The sequence below is a fragment of the Luteibacter sp. W1I16 genome (assembly GCF_050434905.1).
Classification (GTDB): domain Bacteria; phylum Pseudomonadota; class Gammaproteobacteria; order Xanthomonadales; family Rhodanobacteraceae; genus Luteibacter.
On the sequence record NZ_JBNDJJ010000001.1, the window covers coordinates 3,325,283 to 3,340,876 of the forward strand.

The 15,594-nt window shown below is 66.5% G+C and carries 13 protein-coding genes; 10 read left to right on the forward strand and 3 right to left on the reverse strand.

Features of this window, described 5'->3' with window-relative positions:
• Positions 1–61 precede the first annotated feature (61 nt).
• Both QFZ41_RS14680 and QFZ41_RS14685 read left to right on the forward strand, forming a co-directional pair.
• Complete coding sequence (locus QFZ41_RS14680; protein WP_429199424.1) at positions 62–1,786, forward strand: phospholipase C; 1,725 nt, start codon at positions 62–64, stop codon at positions 1,784–1,786.
• Positions 1,779–3,398: a multicopper oxidase family protein gene (locus QFZ41_RS14685; RefSeq protein ID WP_429199425.1), complete on the forward strand. Its 1,620-nt coding sequence runs from the start codon at positions 1,779–1,781 to the stop codon at positions 3,396–3,398. The genes QFZ41_RS14680 and QFZ41_RS14685 overlap by 8 nt, the downstream gene beginning before the upstream one ends.
• 22 nt (positions 3,399–3,420) lie before the next feature.
• On the opposite strand, the gene QFZ41_RS14690 is transcribed toward QFZ41_RS14685, so the two are convergent.
• Complete coding sequence (locus QFZ41_RS14690; protein ID WP_429200251.1) at positions 3,421–5,229, reverse strand: M14 family metallopeptidase; 1,809 nt, start codon at positions 5,227–5,229, stop codon at positions 3,421–3,423.
• A 261-nt stretch (positions 5,230–5,490) separates the two neighbouring features.
• On the opposite strand from QFZ41_RS14690, the gene QFZ41_RS14695 reads away from it, so the two are divergent.
• From QFZ41_RS14695 to QFZ41_RS14705, 3 genes are all read left to right on the forward strand, one after another.
• Positions 5,491–6,156 (forward strand): response regulator, encoded by a 666-nt coding sequence (locus QFZ41_RS14695; RefSeq protein ID WP_429199426.1) that lies wholly within the window; start codon positions 5,491–5,493, stop codon positions 6,154–6,156.
• Entirely contained in the window at positions 6,153–7,541 is a 1,389-nt protein-coding gene (locus tag QFZ41_RS14700) for a sensor histidine kinase (RefSeq protein WP_429199427.1), read from the forward strand. The genes QFZ41_RS14695 and QFZ41_RS14700 overlap by 4 nt, the downstream gene beginning before the upstream one ends.
• Positions 7,542–7,621: 80 nt before the next feature.
• Entirely contained in the window at positions 7,622–8,143 is a 522-nt protein-coding gene (locus tag QFZ41_RS14705) for a Dps family protein (protein ID WP_429199428.1), read from the forward strand.
• Between the two features lie 309 nt (positions 8,144–8,452).
• Here the strand turns inward: QFZ41_RS14705 and QFZ41_RS14710 are convergent, their stop codons facing one another.
• Entirely contained in the window at positions 8,453–10,336 is a 1,884-nt protein-coding gene (locus QFZ41_RS14710) for a M61 family metallopeptidase (RefSeq protein WP_429199429.1), read from the reverse strand.
• Positions 10,337–10,498: 162 nt separating this feature from the next.
• On the opposite strand from QFZ41_RS14710, the gene QFZ41_RS14715 reads away from it, so the two are divergent.
• On the forward strand, positions 10,499–10,942 hold the full coding sequence (locus QFZ41_RS14715; protein WP_429199430.1) for a DUF4442 domain-containing protein: 444 nt from the start codon (positions 10,499–10,501) through the stop codon (positions 10,940–10,942).
• Here the strand turns inward: QFZ41_RS14715 and trxA are convergent, their stop codons facing one another.
• Complete coding sequence (gene trxA / locus QFZ41_RS14720) at positions 10,943–11,812, reverse strand: thioredoxin (protein WP_429199431.1); 870 nt, start codon at positions 11,810–11,812, stop codon at positions 10,943–10,945.
• A 170-nt stretch (positions 11,813–11,982) separates the two neighbouring features.
• Between trxA and QFZ41_RS14725 the strand changes: the two genes are divergently transcribed.
• Genes QFZ41_RS14725 through QFZ41_RS14740 form a run of 4 tightly spaced genes read left to right on the forward strand, consistent with a single transcriptional unit; the run spans position 11,983 to position 15,477 of the window.
• On the forward strand, positions 11,983–12,594 hold the full coding sequence (locus QFZ41_RS14725) for a paraquat-inducible protein A (RefSeq protein WP_429199432.1): 612 nt from the start codon (positions 11,983–11,985) through the stop codon (positions 12,592–12,594).
• Positions 12,591–13,211, forward strand: coding sequence for a paraquat-inducible protein A (locus tag QFZ41_RS14730; RefSeq protein ID WP_429199433.1), 621 nt, complete (start codon positions 12,591–12,593; stop codon positions 13,209–13,211). The genes QFZ41_RS14725 and QFZ41_RS14730 overlap by 4 nt, the downstream gene beginning before the upstream one ends.
• Entirely contained in the window at positions 13,208–14,887 is a 1,680-nt protein-coding gene (locus QFZ41_RS14735; RefSeq protein ID WP_429199434.1) for an intermembrane transport protein PqiB, read from the forward strand. Before QFZ41_RS14730 ends, QFZ41_RS14735 begins: the two co-directional genes overlap by 4 nt.
• Positions 14,884–15,477 (forward strand): PqiC family protein, encoded by a 594-nt coding sequence (locus QFZ41_RS14740; protein WP_429199435.1) that lies wholly within the window; start codon positions 14,884–14,886, stop codon positions 15,475–15,477. Before QFZ41_RS14735 ends, QFZ41_RS14740 begins: the two co-directional genes overlap by 4 nt.
• Positions 15,478–15,594: the final 117 nt, after the last annotated feature.

A 15,594-nucleotide genomic window follows, 5' to 3' on the forward strand; every position in this document is an offset into this window, starting at 1 on the left:
GCGACCGCATGACAGGGGATGCGGATCAGCAATCGGTCGATCCATCCGAGGAGCATCTGTCATGCGCAAGTCACTGGCCGCGGGCATCGCCTGCGTGCTCACCCTTTCCGCCGCGTCGATCGTCGCGGCGCAGCAGGCCGTCAACGTGCCCGCCGAGGCCGCGTCGAGCGCTCTTGGCTTCGGCCATGGCGGTCACGGCGGTCACGGCGGTCACGGCGACAAGGATCCGCGTACCGCGACGCCGATCAAGCACCTGGTGGTGATCTTCCAGGAGAACGTTTCTTTCGATCACTACTTCGGTACCTACCCCTTCGCCGCCAACCCGGCCGGCGAGCCGGCCTTTTACGCGCGGCCGTTCACACCGCCGGTGAACGGCCTCAGCCACGCCTTGCTCACCGCCAATCCGACGGCCGCCAACGCCGGCAACGGCGACGCCGCCATCAACCCCTTCCGCCTCGCCCGCGCCCAGGCCGCCACGGCCGACCAGGACCACGGCTATACCTCCGAGCAACGCGCCTTCGACGGCGGCAAGATGGATCTCTTCCCGCTGTACACCGGTCGCGGCGAAGCCCTGCCGGGCGGTGACGCCACGCAGGAAGGCAAGGGCCAGGTGATGGGCTACTACGACGGCAACACCGTGACCGCGTTGTGGAACTACGCGCAGAACTTCGCCATGAGCGACAACAGCTATGGCACCGGTTTCGGCCCGTCCTCGCCGGGCGCGATCAACCTGATCGCGGGCCAGACCAACGGCGTCGTCGCCACGCTCAACGGAACCGGTGCCGAGACCGACGACGGCAACGGCGGGCTGACGATGATCGGCGACCCCGATCCGCTCGGCGACGTCTGCTCCTCGCCCACGGCCAACCAGGCGACCATGGGCGGCCGCAACATCGGCGACCTGCTCAACGAGCGCGACATCACCTGGGGCTGGTTCCAGGGCGGCTTCGACCTGACTCGCAGCAATCCCGACGGCAGCACCGGCTGCACGCGCCGCACCTTGTCGACCGTGACCCATGCCAGCTCCAACGATTACAGCCCGCACCATGCGCCGTTCCAGTATTACCCCTCGACGGCCAACCTGACGCATGAACGTCCTTCCTCCATCGCGGCCATCGGCAAGACCGACCAGGCAAACCACCAGTACGACATCGAGGATTTCTACGACGCGCTCGACACGGGCAACCTGCCGGCGGTGAGCTTCCTCAAGGCGCCCGCCTACCAGGACGGTCACGCCGGTTACTCCGATCCCATCGACGAGCAAGCCTTCGTCGTCCACGTGATGAACGCCCTCCAGCAAAGCGGCGAGTGGCGCGACACGGCGGTCGTCATCGCGTACGACGATTCCGATGGCTGGTACGACCACCAGCAGCCACCGCGCATGAACGGCTCGAAGGGAAGCACCGACGCGCTCGACGGCGCGGGCGTGTGCAACGGCCGCGGCACCTTGCCCGGTCTCGACGGTAAAACGCCGGCGCAGGGCCGTTGCGGCTTCGGGCCGCGTCTGCCGCTGCTCGTGATCTCGCCGTGGGCTCGCGAGAACATGGTCGACCATTCGGTGACCGACCAGAGCTCGATCACGCGTTTCATCGAGGACAACTGGCTCGACAGCCGGCGCATCGGCGGCGGATCGACCGACGCGCAGGCCGGCCGTCTCGATGGCATGTTCGATTTCTTCCTGCCGCGCCTGTTCGAACGCAAGCTGATTCTCGACGAGTCGACGGGCCAGCCGAAGCATCCGGGTGGCTGGCCATACTGGCCTTTCGGGAACGGTGGGCATGGTTGATCGCCGTCGATTCCTGACGACGGCGGGATGGATGGCCGCGGCGGGTTGGATCCCGTCGCGGCTGTTCGCGCACGACATGCGCGCGATGCAGGCGACGGCGGGGCAGGTGGGCAACAGCCTTTGCATGCACGCCATGGGCGATGCCACGCGTATGCCGGGGCTCGTCGATCCAGCCCGGCTCGCGCCTTTCGTCGACGTGTTGCCCATGCCGCCGGTGTTGCGCGCGGATGCCACCAGGCCGTTGCGGGTGCGCATGGCCGAGACGGCGCAGGTACTGCATCGCGACTTGCCGCCGACCACGCTGTGGACCTATGGAGGTCATTATCCGGGACCCACCATCGAGGCTCGCAAGGGACAGCCTTTCGACGTGGTGTGGGAAAACGCGCTGCCGGCGCGTCACTTCCTGCCGGTGGACCACGCCATCTGTGGCGCGGAGGCCGACAAACCCGAAGTACGCGCCATCGTGCATCTCCACGGTGCGAAGGTTCCACGCAAGGACGATGGTTATCCGGAGGACTGGTATGTGCCCGGGAAGTCGCGCCGGCACCATTACCCCAACACGCAGGACGCCGCCACGCTCTGGTATCACGACCATGCGATGGGTATCAACCGGCTCAACATGTACGCCGGGTTGATGGGTCTGTACCTGCTGCGCGACGAGCACGAGCTTTCGCTGGGATTGCCATCCGGCGAACAGGAGTTGCCGCTGGTGCTGGCCGACCGGCTGCTGCGTACCGACGGCAGTCTCTACTATCCCGATTCGGGGGACGCCAACGCGCCCTGGGTGCCGGAAGTATTCGGCAACCTGACGCTGGTCAATGGCGCCATCCTTCCTCGCGCGGACGTCCAGCCGCGCCGTTATCGGTTGCGCGTGCTGAACGCGGCGAACGGGCGCTTCTATCACCTGCGCTTCCGCGATGGACGTCCGTTCCAGGTCATCGGTTCCGACCAGGGTTTGCTCGCCGCGCCGGCCACCATGACGTCGGTCTTCATGGCGCCCGGTGAACGGCTGGATGTCGTCGTGGATTTCTCGGCGCTGCGCGGCGGCGCGGTGGAACTGATGAACGATGCCTTGCCACTGATGCGTTTCGCCGTGGGACAAGGGCAGGTACGCGACGACAGCCGCGTTCCCGATGTGCTCCGCGACCTGCCACGCGTGACCGAGGCATCGGCATCGAAGTCGCGCGAGCTCACGCTCGACGAATACAGTGACTGCGTGGCCACGCCGATGTTGATGTTGCTCAACGGCAAGCGCTGGCACGATCCGGTGACGGAATCGGTGAAGCTGGGCGCGACGGAGTCGTGGAACCTGGTGAACCTCACCGAGGACACGCATCCGGTCCACCTGCACCTGGTGCGCTTCCAGATCCTCGACCGCCGGCCCTTCGACGTGGACGAGTACGTGGCGAAGAAGACCATCCGCTACGTGGGGCCGGCACAGGAGCCGCCCGTGCACGAGCGCGGATGGAAGGACGTGGTGCAGGTCTACCCGGGCATGATCACGCGCATTGTCGCCACCTTCGATGGATACGCCGGGCGCTACGCCTGGCACTGCCATCTCGCCGAGCACGAGGCCAACGAGATGATGCGTCCTTTCGAGGTGGTGGCTTGATGCGCGCGACCGGCGCCAGATCCTAGCTTCCTGTGTGTGCCGACGTGGCGGTGGGCAAGGTCTTCACCGCCGCGTCGTCCAGGCGCAGCACCGGATACGCGCCGACCTTCTGCACGGTGTACCACGGGCTGCGCTCGAAGAAGAACGATAGTCGTGCACGCGGACTCGCCGCGAAAGCGGGATCGTTCTTGAGCCTTGCTTCGAAGTCCGTCTTCAGCGCCGGATCCTCCGCGATCATCTTGCGCGCCAGGGCTTCCACGACACGCGGTTCGCCGTATTCCTTGGGTTCGAAGATCGCGTTGAGGTAGCCCCAGCGCAACATGGAATCCGGCGCACGGGCGTCGAGCAGGTTGAGCGCGAGGATGGCGTCGGCGTTGTCGGAGCGGACGATGACGGTGCCGGCGGGAAGTTCGACGTTTTCCTTCATGGTCGCGATGGCGGCATCGCGGAGCATGTGATGGCCTTCGAAGGGTTTGTCCGCCCACTTCGGCTGCGAGAGCTGGTCGGCGTCGGCGTCCACGCGGACGGCGGTCGCGGTGCGCGTGTAAGGAATGCCATGGATGTCCAGCCGCTCGATCAGGGCGGTCCACTGCGCGGGAATCGCCCACGCGGCGGGCAGCGGCGCCGCCACGTCCGGCAGGAGACCGTTCCAGCTCTGGATGTCGTAGTTCTTTTTCGTAGCCGGGTCGTAGCGTACCCAGAGATCGCCGGAGATATCGCTCCTGGTCTGCGTGAAGGCATAACCCTTGAGGGTGAACGGTTTGGGGGCCGGATCTTCCTTGAAGGTCACCGGCAAGGTCGCGCCGGGTTTCGCCGAGAGCGAGGCCGCCCACGCGTCGGCATCCCTCGATGCCTTCAACAGGGCGGCGGGGTCCTTGTTCACGTGATCGAGCACGCTGCGCACGACGTCGTAAGTCGCGCGGACACGCACTTCGTACGACTTCAGCATGTGCGTCTCGATCAGCAGCCCTGCACGATTGCGGATCGCGGCGTAGCCCGTGGAAAAACGCGGTCCGGAGCCGAAATTCTCGATCCCCTTGGTGATGTCGCGGCCGTCGCGGAACTCGAGGTAGGGCGCCGCGAGGTGGCCGAGCCGTTCGTAGGCCGGGATCGCGCTCTCTTCGTACGCGGTCTTCTGCCACGCGGCGATCGACGGCGGGAGCTTATGCGGGTCCTCCGCGTACCAGGTGAGGTCGTACTGGTAGTCGGCGCCGTCGGTGGTGTGGATATCGATGAGAAGGTCGGGCCGCCAGGTGTTCCAGAGGCCGAGCCAGGCACGCGTTTCCGGCGCGTCGGCCTTGACGTAGTCGCGGTTGAGATTGAGGTACTGCGACTGGCCGCGAAAGCCCATCTCGGCGGGCCCGTTCTGATTGATGCGGAAGTACGGTCCGGAATTCTCGTGGCCGTCGACGCTGTAGACGGGAATGTAGACGAGTACCGCGTGGTCGAGCAGGTGGGGCAGGCGGTTCATGGTGGCGAAGTCGCGCAGCAGCATCAGGCCGGCGTCCTTGCCCTCGATCTCGCCGGGATGGATGCCCGCCTGGAGCAGCACGATGGGCTTGCCCGCCGCGCGTGCCCGCTCCGGGGTGAGGTCGCCATCCTTCGCCGCGATCACCACCGTCATCGGCCGGCCTTCCGGCGTCGTGCCGAAGGTCTCCAGCCGGATCGTGTCCGGGGCGGCCCGGGCGAGCCGGCGCAGGAAGGCCTGGGTCTCCGCGTAGGACGGCGTGGTGCGGAACGCGGACGCTTCGGCGGGTGTGGTCCAGGTGTCTTTCGCATGGATCGTCATCGGGGTCACCGCGATCAGGGCGAGGAGGAGGCGTGCGGGCATCGCGAGCATGGAACCGTCCGGCGGGGGAGTTCCCCATTGTGTGATTTTTTCACTTCATCGCGGAAGGTCTGCCCTGGTGGGAGCCGCCCCCGGTGGGAGCCGACCCTGTCGGCGATGGGTGCTTGCCATAATCTGGCCCACTATCGCGGGATCGCCGACAGGGTCGGCTCCCACCAGGGCCGGCTCCCACCGGTGATGTCTAAGGACGCGCTAAGCTCGCCGCAAGGATAATCGGCACCTATCGGACACCGGGGCTTCGCCTTGCACATCATCCTTGTCGAAGACGACGTCCAACTCGGCGAGGCGATCCGCCGGGCTTTGGAGCGGCTGGCTTACTCTGTCAGCTGGTTCCGGGACGGCAACGAGGCGTTGCGCGCCTTGCGCGACCACGATGCCGACCTGGTCCTGCTGGACCTGGGGTTGCCCGGCAAGGACGGCATGGACGTGCTGACCGAGGCGCGGCGCCTCCGGGTGAAGACGCCGGTCATCGTGATGTCCGCCCGCGACGCGCTGGATTCGCGCATCCGCGTGCTCGACGCCGGGGCCGACGATTACCTGATCAAGCCCTTCCACCTGGACGAACTGGCCGCGCGTATCCGATCGTTGGCGCGGCGAGCGCGTGGCGAGGCGGTGAATCGCCTCGAAGCAGGCGAGTTGAGCCTCGACCTGGGAACCTTCGACGTGACCTGGCACGGGGAGCGTGTGGACCTCACCCGGCGCGAATTCGCCCTGCTGCAAGCCCTGATGGAGCGGGCGGGGCGGATCGTCCGTCGCGAGTCGCTGGAGAATTCCCTCTACGGCCCCGACAACGTGATGAGTTCGAGCGCGCTGGAGGTGCTGGTGCACTCGCTGCGCCGCAAACTGAGCCACAGCGCGATCCAGACCGTGCGCGGATTCGGCTACATGGTGCCGCGGGAACCGCAGTGAGCGCGCCGAGCCTCCGTACGCGCCTGCTGATGTTGATCGTCCTGGTGCTGGCGGCGGTCCTGTTGCCGCTGGGCATTCTCAGCGCGAAGCACACGCTCGAAGAAGTGGACGAGCTTTCCGATGGCAGGCTTGCCCAGGCCGCGCGCACGCTGGAAGTCCTGGTCGGCCGTATCGGCGTGGATCAGCTGCGCGAACAACGCTCGGCTCGCCTGCTCGTGCCGAGCGTGTCCAACCATCCGCAGGAGCTGACGGTACAGGGCCGCACCTTCGAGTCGGAAGTGGGGTTCCAGGTGTTCGACCGGGACGGCACGTTGCTGCTCGCCACGGAAAACCTGGCGGCCGTGCCCGAGACCTCGTCGCCGGACGGCGCGTTCGAGGATATCCACAAGGGCAAGTACAAATGGCGCATGTTCACCCTGATCATGGAAGGGGAGGGCGTGACCATCCGTGCCGGTGAGCGCTACGACAGCCGGCATGAGATCACGCGCGCGCTATGGCTCGAACACGGCCTGCCGACCTTCCTCGGCCTGCCATTGCTGGCGCTGCTGGTCGGCTGGGCGATCCGCAGGGGACTGGGGCCACTCGAGGCGCTGGCGGGCGCACTGGCCCGTCGCGAACCAGGCAGTCGCGAGCCGATCCACCTGCCGGATGCGCCCCTCGAACTGAGGCCCGTGCTGGCGGCGCTCAACGAGCAGATCGAGCGGCTGGAAGGAGCGCTGGAACGCGAACGGCAATTCAGTGCCGATGTCGCCCATGAACTGCGCACGCCACTGGCCTCGACCATGATCAACCTGGAGGACGCGATGGCCTCGGCGCAGCCGGACGAGGCCCAGGCCGCGCTGGAAGCCGCGCGCGAGTGCCTGGTCTCGCTGGCGCGGCGCACCGAGCAGCTGCTTGCCCTGGCCCGGCTCGAGGCCGGTGCCGCCTCGGGGCCGCGCAGCCGCGTGGACCTGAAGGACATCGCGCTGGACGTGGTCGAGGAGATGTCGGCCGTGATCGGTGCCGGCGGCGTGGAACTGAGCATCGGGTTGCCCGACCATCTCTTCGTCGACGGCTACGGCGTCGCCCTCGGGGCGTTGATCCGTAACCTGCTGGAGAACGCTTTCCGCCACGTACCACACGGGGGGCATGTCGAATTGTCGATTCGGCACGTGCAAGGGCAGGCGGTCATCGAGGTGGTCGACGACGGCCCGGGTATCCCCGTGGAGCGCAGGACCGCCATGTTCACGCGTTTCCAGCGCGGCGTGGATACGCAAGGTGAGGGTTACGGGCTGGGATTGTCCATCGTGAAGCGGGCGGTCGAGTTGCACGGAGCCACGATCGAATTGCTGGACCGTGAAGGCGGCCCCGGATTGCGCGTCGTCGTGGCCCTTCCGGTGGCCTGAATCGCGAGCGCGTTTCATTCAAGCGCGACGAAGCCGATCGGCGCATCCTTGAAGGGTCCAATCACGCGGAGTCAGCCACGATGAAAAACCCCGAAGCGACCAAGAAGCTGCGCAAGGCCGCCTTGAACACGCGTACCGGCCTCGGCGCCGACGCGACGCGCGATATCACGGGCGCGCTGAACGCGTTGCTCGCCGACACCTTCGCCCTGTACCTGAAGACGAAGAATTTCCACTGGCATATGTCCGGCCCGCGCTTCCGCGACCTGCACCTGCTGCTCGACGAGCAGGCCTCGCAGATCTTCGCCACCACCGACGATATCGCCGAGCGTGTGCGCAAGATCGGCGGCACCACGATCCGCTCGATCGGGCACATCGCGCGCCTGCAGCGCCTTTCCGACAACGATGCCGATTTCGTCACGCCGCAGGACATGCTTGCGGAACTGCGTGAGGACAACCTCGCCCTGGCCGCCTCGCTGCGCGAGACTCACGGCGTGTGCGACGAGTATTCCGACGTCGCCACGGCGAGCCTCATCGAGAACTGGATCGACGAGACCGAGCGTCGCGTGTGGTTCCTGTTCGAGACGGCACGCGAAGCAGACTGAGGAAGCAGGGGCCGTGGTGGGAGCTCACTTCGTGGGAGCCGACCTTGTCGGCGATCCCGCGGCAGCGGGCCAGGTTACGACAAGCACCCATCGCCGCTGAAGCGGCTTCCCACCACAGCATCGGGTAGACAAGTCAGGAATACACCTGTGGGACTTGGAACACACCCGTCGGATTAGGAACAGACCTGTGGGAGCCGACTTTGTCGGCGATGGGTGCTTGTCGTAACCTGGCCCGCTGCCGCGGGATCGCCGACAAGGTCGGCTCCCACAAAATCGGCCCCGCAAGGCCCTGACATATCAGGAAGGCCCTTACTTCTTCGGCGTGGCGATCGCCCCGATGAGGTCCTTGCCTTCGCCGCGCACCAGGTGCGGATATTTCAAGCCGCCGTGGTAATCGACGCCGACAGTGCGGTAGTCGTCGATATCCTTGATCAGGAACTGGATGGGCGCGGTGCCGGACTTGGCCGCGGTCACGGCGTCCTTCAATACCTGGGCCGAATAATCCTTGCCGTTCACGGCGACCAGGGTGACACCGGGAACGAGACCCGCCTTCGCGGCGACGCCGTCCCACTGCGAATCCGTCACCACGCCCTTGTCCGACACCTGGATGCCGAGTGAGTAGGCGAGGTTGACGGTCTTGCGGAGTTTCTCCGCCGTCTTGGCGAACGCCGTGGGCTTCTCGTCGTACACCAGTTTCCAGCCGCCACCTTCGATGCCGTGTTCGGGCAGGGTGTCGCCCGTGTAGTCGAGGCGCTGGCGCAGGAAGCTCGCCCAGTCGTAGGGCTGGATACCGTTGAGGGTGGCGATCACGTCGTCGAAGGTATACGTCTTGGGAACGTAGCTTCCGTTGTCCATGCCATAGAACGCGCGGGCGAATTCATCCAGGCTGTGCTTGCCACCGGAGAGGTCGCGGATCTTCGTGTCGACGTCGAGCCACAGCATCTGGCCTTCCGGATAATAGTCGGAGCCGCGGCGCAGGTTTCCCCAACCCGGGCTTCCGCCGCGCGACGACAGCGGAATACCGTCCGCGGTGTCCTGCAACGAGCGCCACGAACGGCCGGTGCGCGCCGACATGTCGGCGGCGATCGCGGCGAGCGAATCGCGCCATTGGTCGGTGGTCCAGATGCCCGAGCGCGCGGTGAGCACGCCCGCCCAGTAATCGGTGAGGCCTTCGTAAACCCAGAGCAGGTCGTCCTGCATCGGTTCGGTGAAGGTGGGCGTCCAGAGGTCGGCGGGGCGGCGGAACTTGCCGTTCCACGAATGGATGTATTCGTGCGGCAACAAGGTACCCGCCGCGACGTTCACGTCGGGATCGGTGAGGAAGTTCGCGAAGAGGCGGTCGTCGCTGGACTGGTGGTGCTCCAGCCCGAAATGGTTCGTGTGATCCGAAGTCACCAACAGGAAATCGTAATGCGCGTAATGGTGCGCGCCAAAGAGCTTGTTCGCCTGCACCACGAGCGCCCGCTGTTTGGCGATCTGCTCTTCGGTCGCCTTGACGCCGGCGGCCGTATCGCCGGTGATGTTGAGGTGCACCTTCGTGTCCTGCCCTGGCGCGAGGTCGATGCGGGTGAAGTACTTGCCCGTCATCAGCGGCGAATCCACCAGGTTCTCGAAACTCACCGGCTTGAACGTCACCTCGTCGCCCGATTGCGACGCCGTTTCGAGGGCCGAGGCGAACTTCCACCCGGCGGGCAGCTTCACGCTCGGCTCGACCGTGATACGGCTGGTGTAGTGGCCTGCCGGATAGAAGGCCACTTCGTTGAACGACAGCGGTATGTAGTTCGGTGTGGCCGGCGCCAGGTACTCGAAGGAAAGCTCGAGCTTATCCACGCCGGCGGGCACGTCCACATGGAACGCGTACATCTCCTTCAGGTCGCGGCGCCACGGAAGGCGCTTGCCGTTCGCGGTGATGATGAAGCCGGCCACGTTGGTGAGCGGCCCGGAGGGCCCATGCACGCCGGGAATCCACTTCGGGTAGTAGAGGATGGCGTGGCCCGCGTTGACCGGGATCGTCTCGCGCACGTGATAGAGATGGCGCGAGGCGTCGGAGAGATCGACGTGCAGCGTCAGGTTGCCGGGGTAGGGCTGGTCGGCGGCCACGGGAAGGTCGGCGGCGACAGCCTGGGATGCGGAAAAGGCCATCGCCGAAGCGACGGCGGCGGCGAGGGTGGCGCGGCGGAGCGATTGGCGCATGGCTCGGATCCCCTGGCGAGTGTCAGCCTTCGATGGTCGGCGGCGAGCCGGTGGGTGACCTGTGCCATAGGTCATGCATCGGGCGCGGCGTTTGAAACGGGGGACTTCGCGCGCCGGAGGCGCGCCAGTAGCATGGATTCGCCCGACATTCCTGCGAATCCCATGAAAGCATCCACCCTGCGGCGCATCCTCAACGCCTGGCCACCCTTCCTGTTCACGGGAATCCGCGTGGTGCGGATGGACGATTACCGCTATGCGAAAGTGCGCCTGAAACTCGCCTGGTACAACCGCAACTACGTGCGCACGCAATTCGGTGGCAACCTGTTTTCCATGACCGATCCGTTCTGGATGATCATGGTGCTCAAGAGCCTCGGCAACGAATACATCGTATGGGACCAGGCGGGCGAGATCCGCTTCGTCGCGCCCGGCAGGGAAGATGTCTACGCGGAATTCCGCGTCGAGGAATCGTTGCTCGACGAGCTCCGCGCCGCTACCGCGAGCGGCGAAAAGTGCCTGCGCTGGTTCGACACCGATATCCGCACGGCATCCGGCGAGCTCGTCGCCACGGTACGCAAGCAACTCTACGTGCGGCGCAAGCGCCGCTGATCAGAACAGCAGCGACGCCATCTTGCGCCGGTAGGCGCTCACCAGCGCCGCGTCGTCGATCGTCGCGAAGGCCGCGAGCAGGCGCTTCTTCGCCTGCCCGTCGTTCCAGTCGCGCTGGCGCTTGAGGACGTCGAGGAACTGGTCGAGCCCGCCCGGCACATCGCCTTCGATCAACAGGCGCACGCCGAGCAGGTCGCGCGCTTCCCAGTCCGTATCGTTCGCCTGCACGCGCGCCTGCAGCTCCGCGAGCGACGGCGCGCCGGCCAGCGCGCGGGCCAGCTCGAGCTGGCTGCGCAGGCGTACCGCGCGTGCGTCGGTCGCCAGATTGGCGGGCAGGGCGTCGAGTTCCGCCTGGGCGGGTTCCACGCGGCCCGCGCGCATCAGCGCCAGCGCGAGGTCCAGCTTCAGTTCGGCACGGTCGGGCTCGGCTGCGATGGCCTGTTGCAGGCGGTTGATCGCCTCTTCAGCGGTTTCGGCCGGTGCCGCGGGGGCGTCTTCCTCGCCCGCCTCGGCAGGTTGCACGCCGTGACGGCTGAGGAATTCGCGGATCTGGCCTTCCGGCAGCGCACCCGCGAAGCCGTCGACCACCTGGCCGCCGCTGATGAGGACGACCGTGGGGATGCTGCGGACGCCGAACATGGCCGCCAGCTGCTGCTCGGCGTCCACGTCGATCTTGGCCAGTCGGAAGGCGCCGTTGTAGTCGGCGGCCAGCTTTTCCAGGATCGGGCCGAGCGATTTGCAGGGGCCGCACCATTCAGCCCACAGGTCGACCAGGACCGGGGTTTCGAGCGACGCCTTGATGACGTCGTTCTCGAAACCGGCCGTGGTCGCGTCGAAGACATGTTCACTGCGGGTCTGGGCGCTGCTCACGGAAGGCTCCTGGAACGAGATGTCGATGCCCCGTAAGTCGGGGAAGGACGGGAGCATATCAAGCCCTCTGGCGGTTTTAGGAGTAGTCCTACGCACCCCGTCATGCGCCGTTTACGCGGATTTGCGATCATATGGCGCGGGCCGGTGCGGCCTCGAACCGCCGGGAAGGCATGCATAACGCCCACGACCTGATCGTCTGCGAACACTGCGACTCCGTCTACCGGAGGCGCTCGCTCGCGCGTGGCGAGGTGGCCGACTGCTCCGTTTGCGGCGCCGTGCTGGAACGGCACCAGTGGATCGGCGTCGAGGCGCAGTTCGCCCTCATCGTCGCCGCCTTCATCGTCTTCGTCATCGCCAACGTCTCGCCTATCGTGACCCTCGGCCTGTCCGGGATGACCGCGGCCACGACGTTATGGGGCGCGGTGATCGCCATGTGGAACGACGGCGCGCAAGTGGTCGCCTTCCTCAGCGCCATGACCCTGTTCTTCTTTCCGCTCAGCCAGATCCTGATCTTCGGCTGGGTACTGTGGTTCGCCCGCGACGGGCGCCGTGCGCCGGGATTCGCGCAGGCCATGTCCGCGCTCGTGAGGGTCAAGCCCTGGAGCATGATCGAGGTGTTCATGCTCGGTACCCTCGTCGCGGTGGTCAAGGCGCATACCTATTTCGACGTGGTGCCGGGGCCGGGCATCTGGGCGTTCGGTTTCCTCACCTTGCTGGTCACGTTGTTCTCCAGTCACGACCCGCGCCAGCTCTGGGACATCACGCGGGAGGCGAAGGCATGAATGCGCCACCGCGTGCCGCCGACCTGGGCATGATGTCCTGCCACGTGTGCCGGCTGGTCACGGCGTACACGGACGATCCCCACGCGCACTGCCCGCGCTGCGGTAACTCCCTGCATGTGCGCAAGCGCGGCAGCATCGGTCGTGCCTGGGCCCTGCTGGTCGCCGCGGCGATCTTCTACATCCCCGCGAACGTGTTCCCGATCATGCGCACGCAGAGCCTTTCATCCAGGGATGACAACACGATCCTCAGTGGCATCGTGGAGCTGTGGCGCGCGGGTTCGCCCGGGCTTGCGGTCATCGTCTTCACGGCGAGCATCGTCGTGCCCATGCTGAAGTTCATCATCATGGGTTACCTGCTGGTCTCCGTGCAGCGCTCCAGCGGGTTCGTGGCGAAGCAGCGGGCGCGGTTGTACCGCTTCGTGGAGCTGGTCGGATACTGGTCGATGCTCGACGTGTTCGTCGTCGCGATCCTGTCAGCCCTGGTCCACTTCAAGATCCTCAGCCGCGTCGAGCCCTTGCCCGGCGTGGTCTATTTCGGCGTGGTCGTCGTACTGACGATGCTATCGGCCATGAGCTTCGATCCCCGCCTGATCTGGGACAACAGGAAATCGCAATGAGCGACACCAACGTAGGAAACACGCCTCCCCCGGAAGACCTGCCGCAGCCGGTGGTGCGCCGGTCGAAGCTGGGCTTCTCGCTGATCTGGCTGGTGCCCATCGTGGCCGCGCTGGTGGGCATCTCGCTGCTGGTCAACCACTACACGTCGGCCGGCCCGCGGATCACCGTGACCTTCCTCACCGCCGAGGGCATCGAGGCGGGCAAGACCCAGGTCAAGTACAAGAACGTCGTGATCGGCAAGGTCACGACGATGCGCCTGTCGCGTGACCGCACGCACATCACGGTCATGATCGACCTGGAGAAGGACGCCAGCGCCTTCGCCACCAAGGGCACCCGTTACTGGGTGGTGCGCCCGCGCATCGGCGCCAGCGGCGTATCCGGCATCGATACCTTGCTCTCGGGCGCTTTCATCGGTGCGGACGCCGGCGACTCCGACGAGGAGCAGAGCGACTTCACCGGCCTGGAAACGCCGCCGGCGGTGACCCACGGGGCGCCCGGGCGGCGTTTCGTCCTGCATTCCTCCGACCTCGGCTCGCTGGATATCGGCTCGCCCGTGTACTACCGGCGCATCCAGGTCGGCCGGATCGTGTCGTACGAACTGGACAAGGATGGCAAGGGCGTGTCGTTGCAACTCTTCATCGACGGGCCCAACGACCGCTTCGTGGGCAAGGACACGCGCTTCTGGAACGCCAGCGGCGTCGACGTCTCGCTGGGCGCCGATGGTCTCAAGATGAACACGCAATCGCTGGCCACGGTGATCGCCGGCGGCGTCGCGTTCCAGGATCCTCCGGGACCGCACGACGAGGCGCCCGCCCCGGAAATGGCGGAGTACACCCTGTTCAACGACCAGGCCACGGCGCTGGCGCCGCCGGACGGCAAGCCGCGTTACATCCGCATGCATTTCGAGCACTCGCTGCGCGGCCTCACGGTCGACGCGCCGGTCGAACTGCTGGGCGTGAAGGTCGGCCGCGTGGTCTCCGTGAACCTCGACTACGACCCGAAGACGAAGACCTTCCCGGTCATCGTGGGCGCGCTGGTCTATCCGCAGCGCCTGGGCCAGGCCAACGAGAAGCTGGCCAAGGCGGTCGGTGGCGATGAGGACAGCCTGTTCCCGCGGATCATGGGCGGCCTGGTCGCGCACGGACTGCGTGCGCAGGCGCGCACCGGCAACCTGCTCACCGGCCAGCTCTACATCGCGCTCGACTTCGATCCGAAGGCGCCGAAGGTCGCGTTCGACGAGAAGGCCAAACCGGTGGAGGTGCCGACGACGCCGGGCGATTTCGACCACCTGCAAGAACAGCTTTCCAGCATCGTCGACAAGGTCGAGAAGATCCCGTTCGACTCGATCGGCAAGAACCTCGACGGTAGCCTGAAGGAGCTTCACGGCACCCTGAAGCAGGTCAACGGCGATCTCCTGCCCGAAGCGAAGAAGACCTTGCAGGGCGTGAACCGGACCGTCGGTACGGCCAACGACGCCCTGTCCGAGAATTCGCCCTTGCAGCAGAACATCGCCAACACGCTCGAGGAATTGCAACGCACCGTGCGTTCGGTCCGCGCCTTCACCGATTACCTGGGACGGCATCCGGAAGCGCTGTTGCGCGGCCGTGGCGCCGACGCGCCGCCGAAGATCAGCACCCCGCCGTCCACGAAGCAGGGCAAGGAAGAACAGCCATGACGCATACCCTCCGTCTCGCCGGTGCCGCCATATTTGTCGGCTCGCTGGCCGCCTGCGCCTCCGCGCCGACCCATTTCCACACGCTGGTTCCACCGTCGGCGCCCATGCCGGCCGCGTCCGCCGCCTTCGTCATCGACGTGCAGCCGGTGGCCGTGCCGCCGCAGGTCGACCAGCCGGCGCTGGTGCTGCGCCAGGGCGCCAGTGGCATCGCCGTACTCGATGGCGAACGTTGGGCTTCGCCGCTGGGCGACGAGATCCGCGGCGCATTGTCTGCCGACCTGGCGGCGCGGCTGGGGACGCACGACGTGCATGGGTTGCCTCGGGCGAAGGACGCCCGGGTCGTCGGCGTGCGGCTCGACGTTCGCCGGTTCGATTCGGAAGTGGGCGGCTACGCCACGCTGGAAGCCTCCTGGTCCGTGCGTGGCGCCGATCGCGCCGGGGCGAACTGCGCGTCGCGTGTCGCCGAGCCGGCCGGCTCGACGTACGACAGCCTCGTGGAAGCCCACCAGCGCGCCCTGGGCAAGGTGGCCGACCAGGTCGCCGCGGCCGTGCGCGCCGTGGCCGCCGGGCAAACCCCTCCCTGCCAATAAGCCGATCAAGGTGGGAGCCGCCCCGGTGGGAGCCGACCCTGTCGGCGATGGGTGCTTGCGATGACCTGGCCCGCTGCCGCTGGATCGCCGACAGGGTCGGCTCCCACCAGGCTTCCA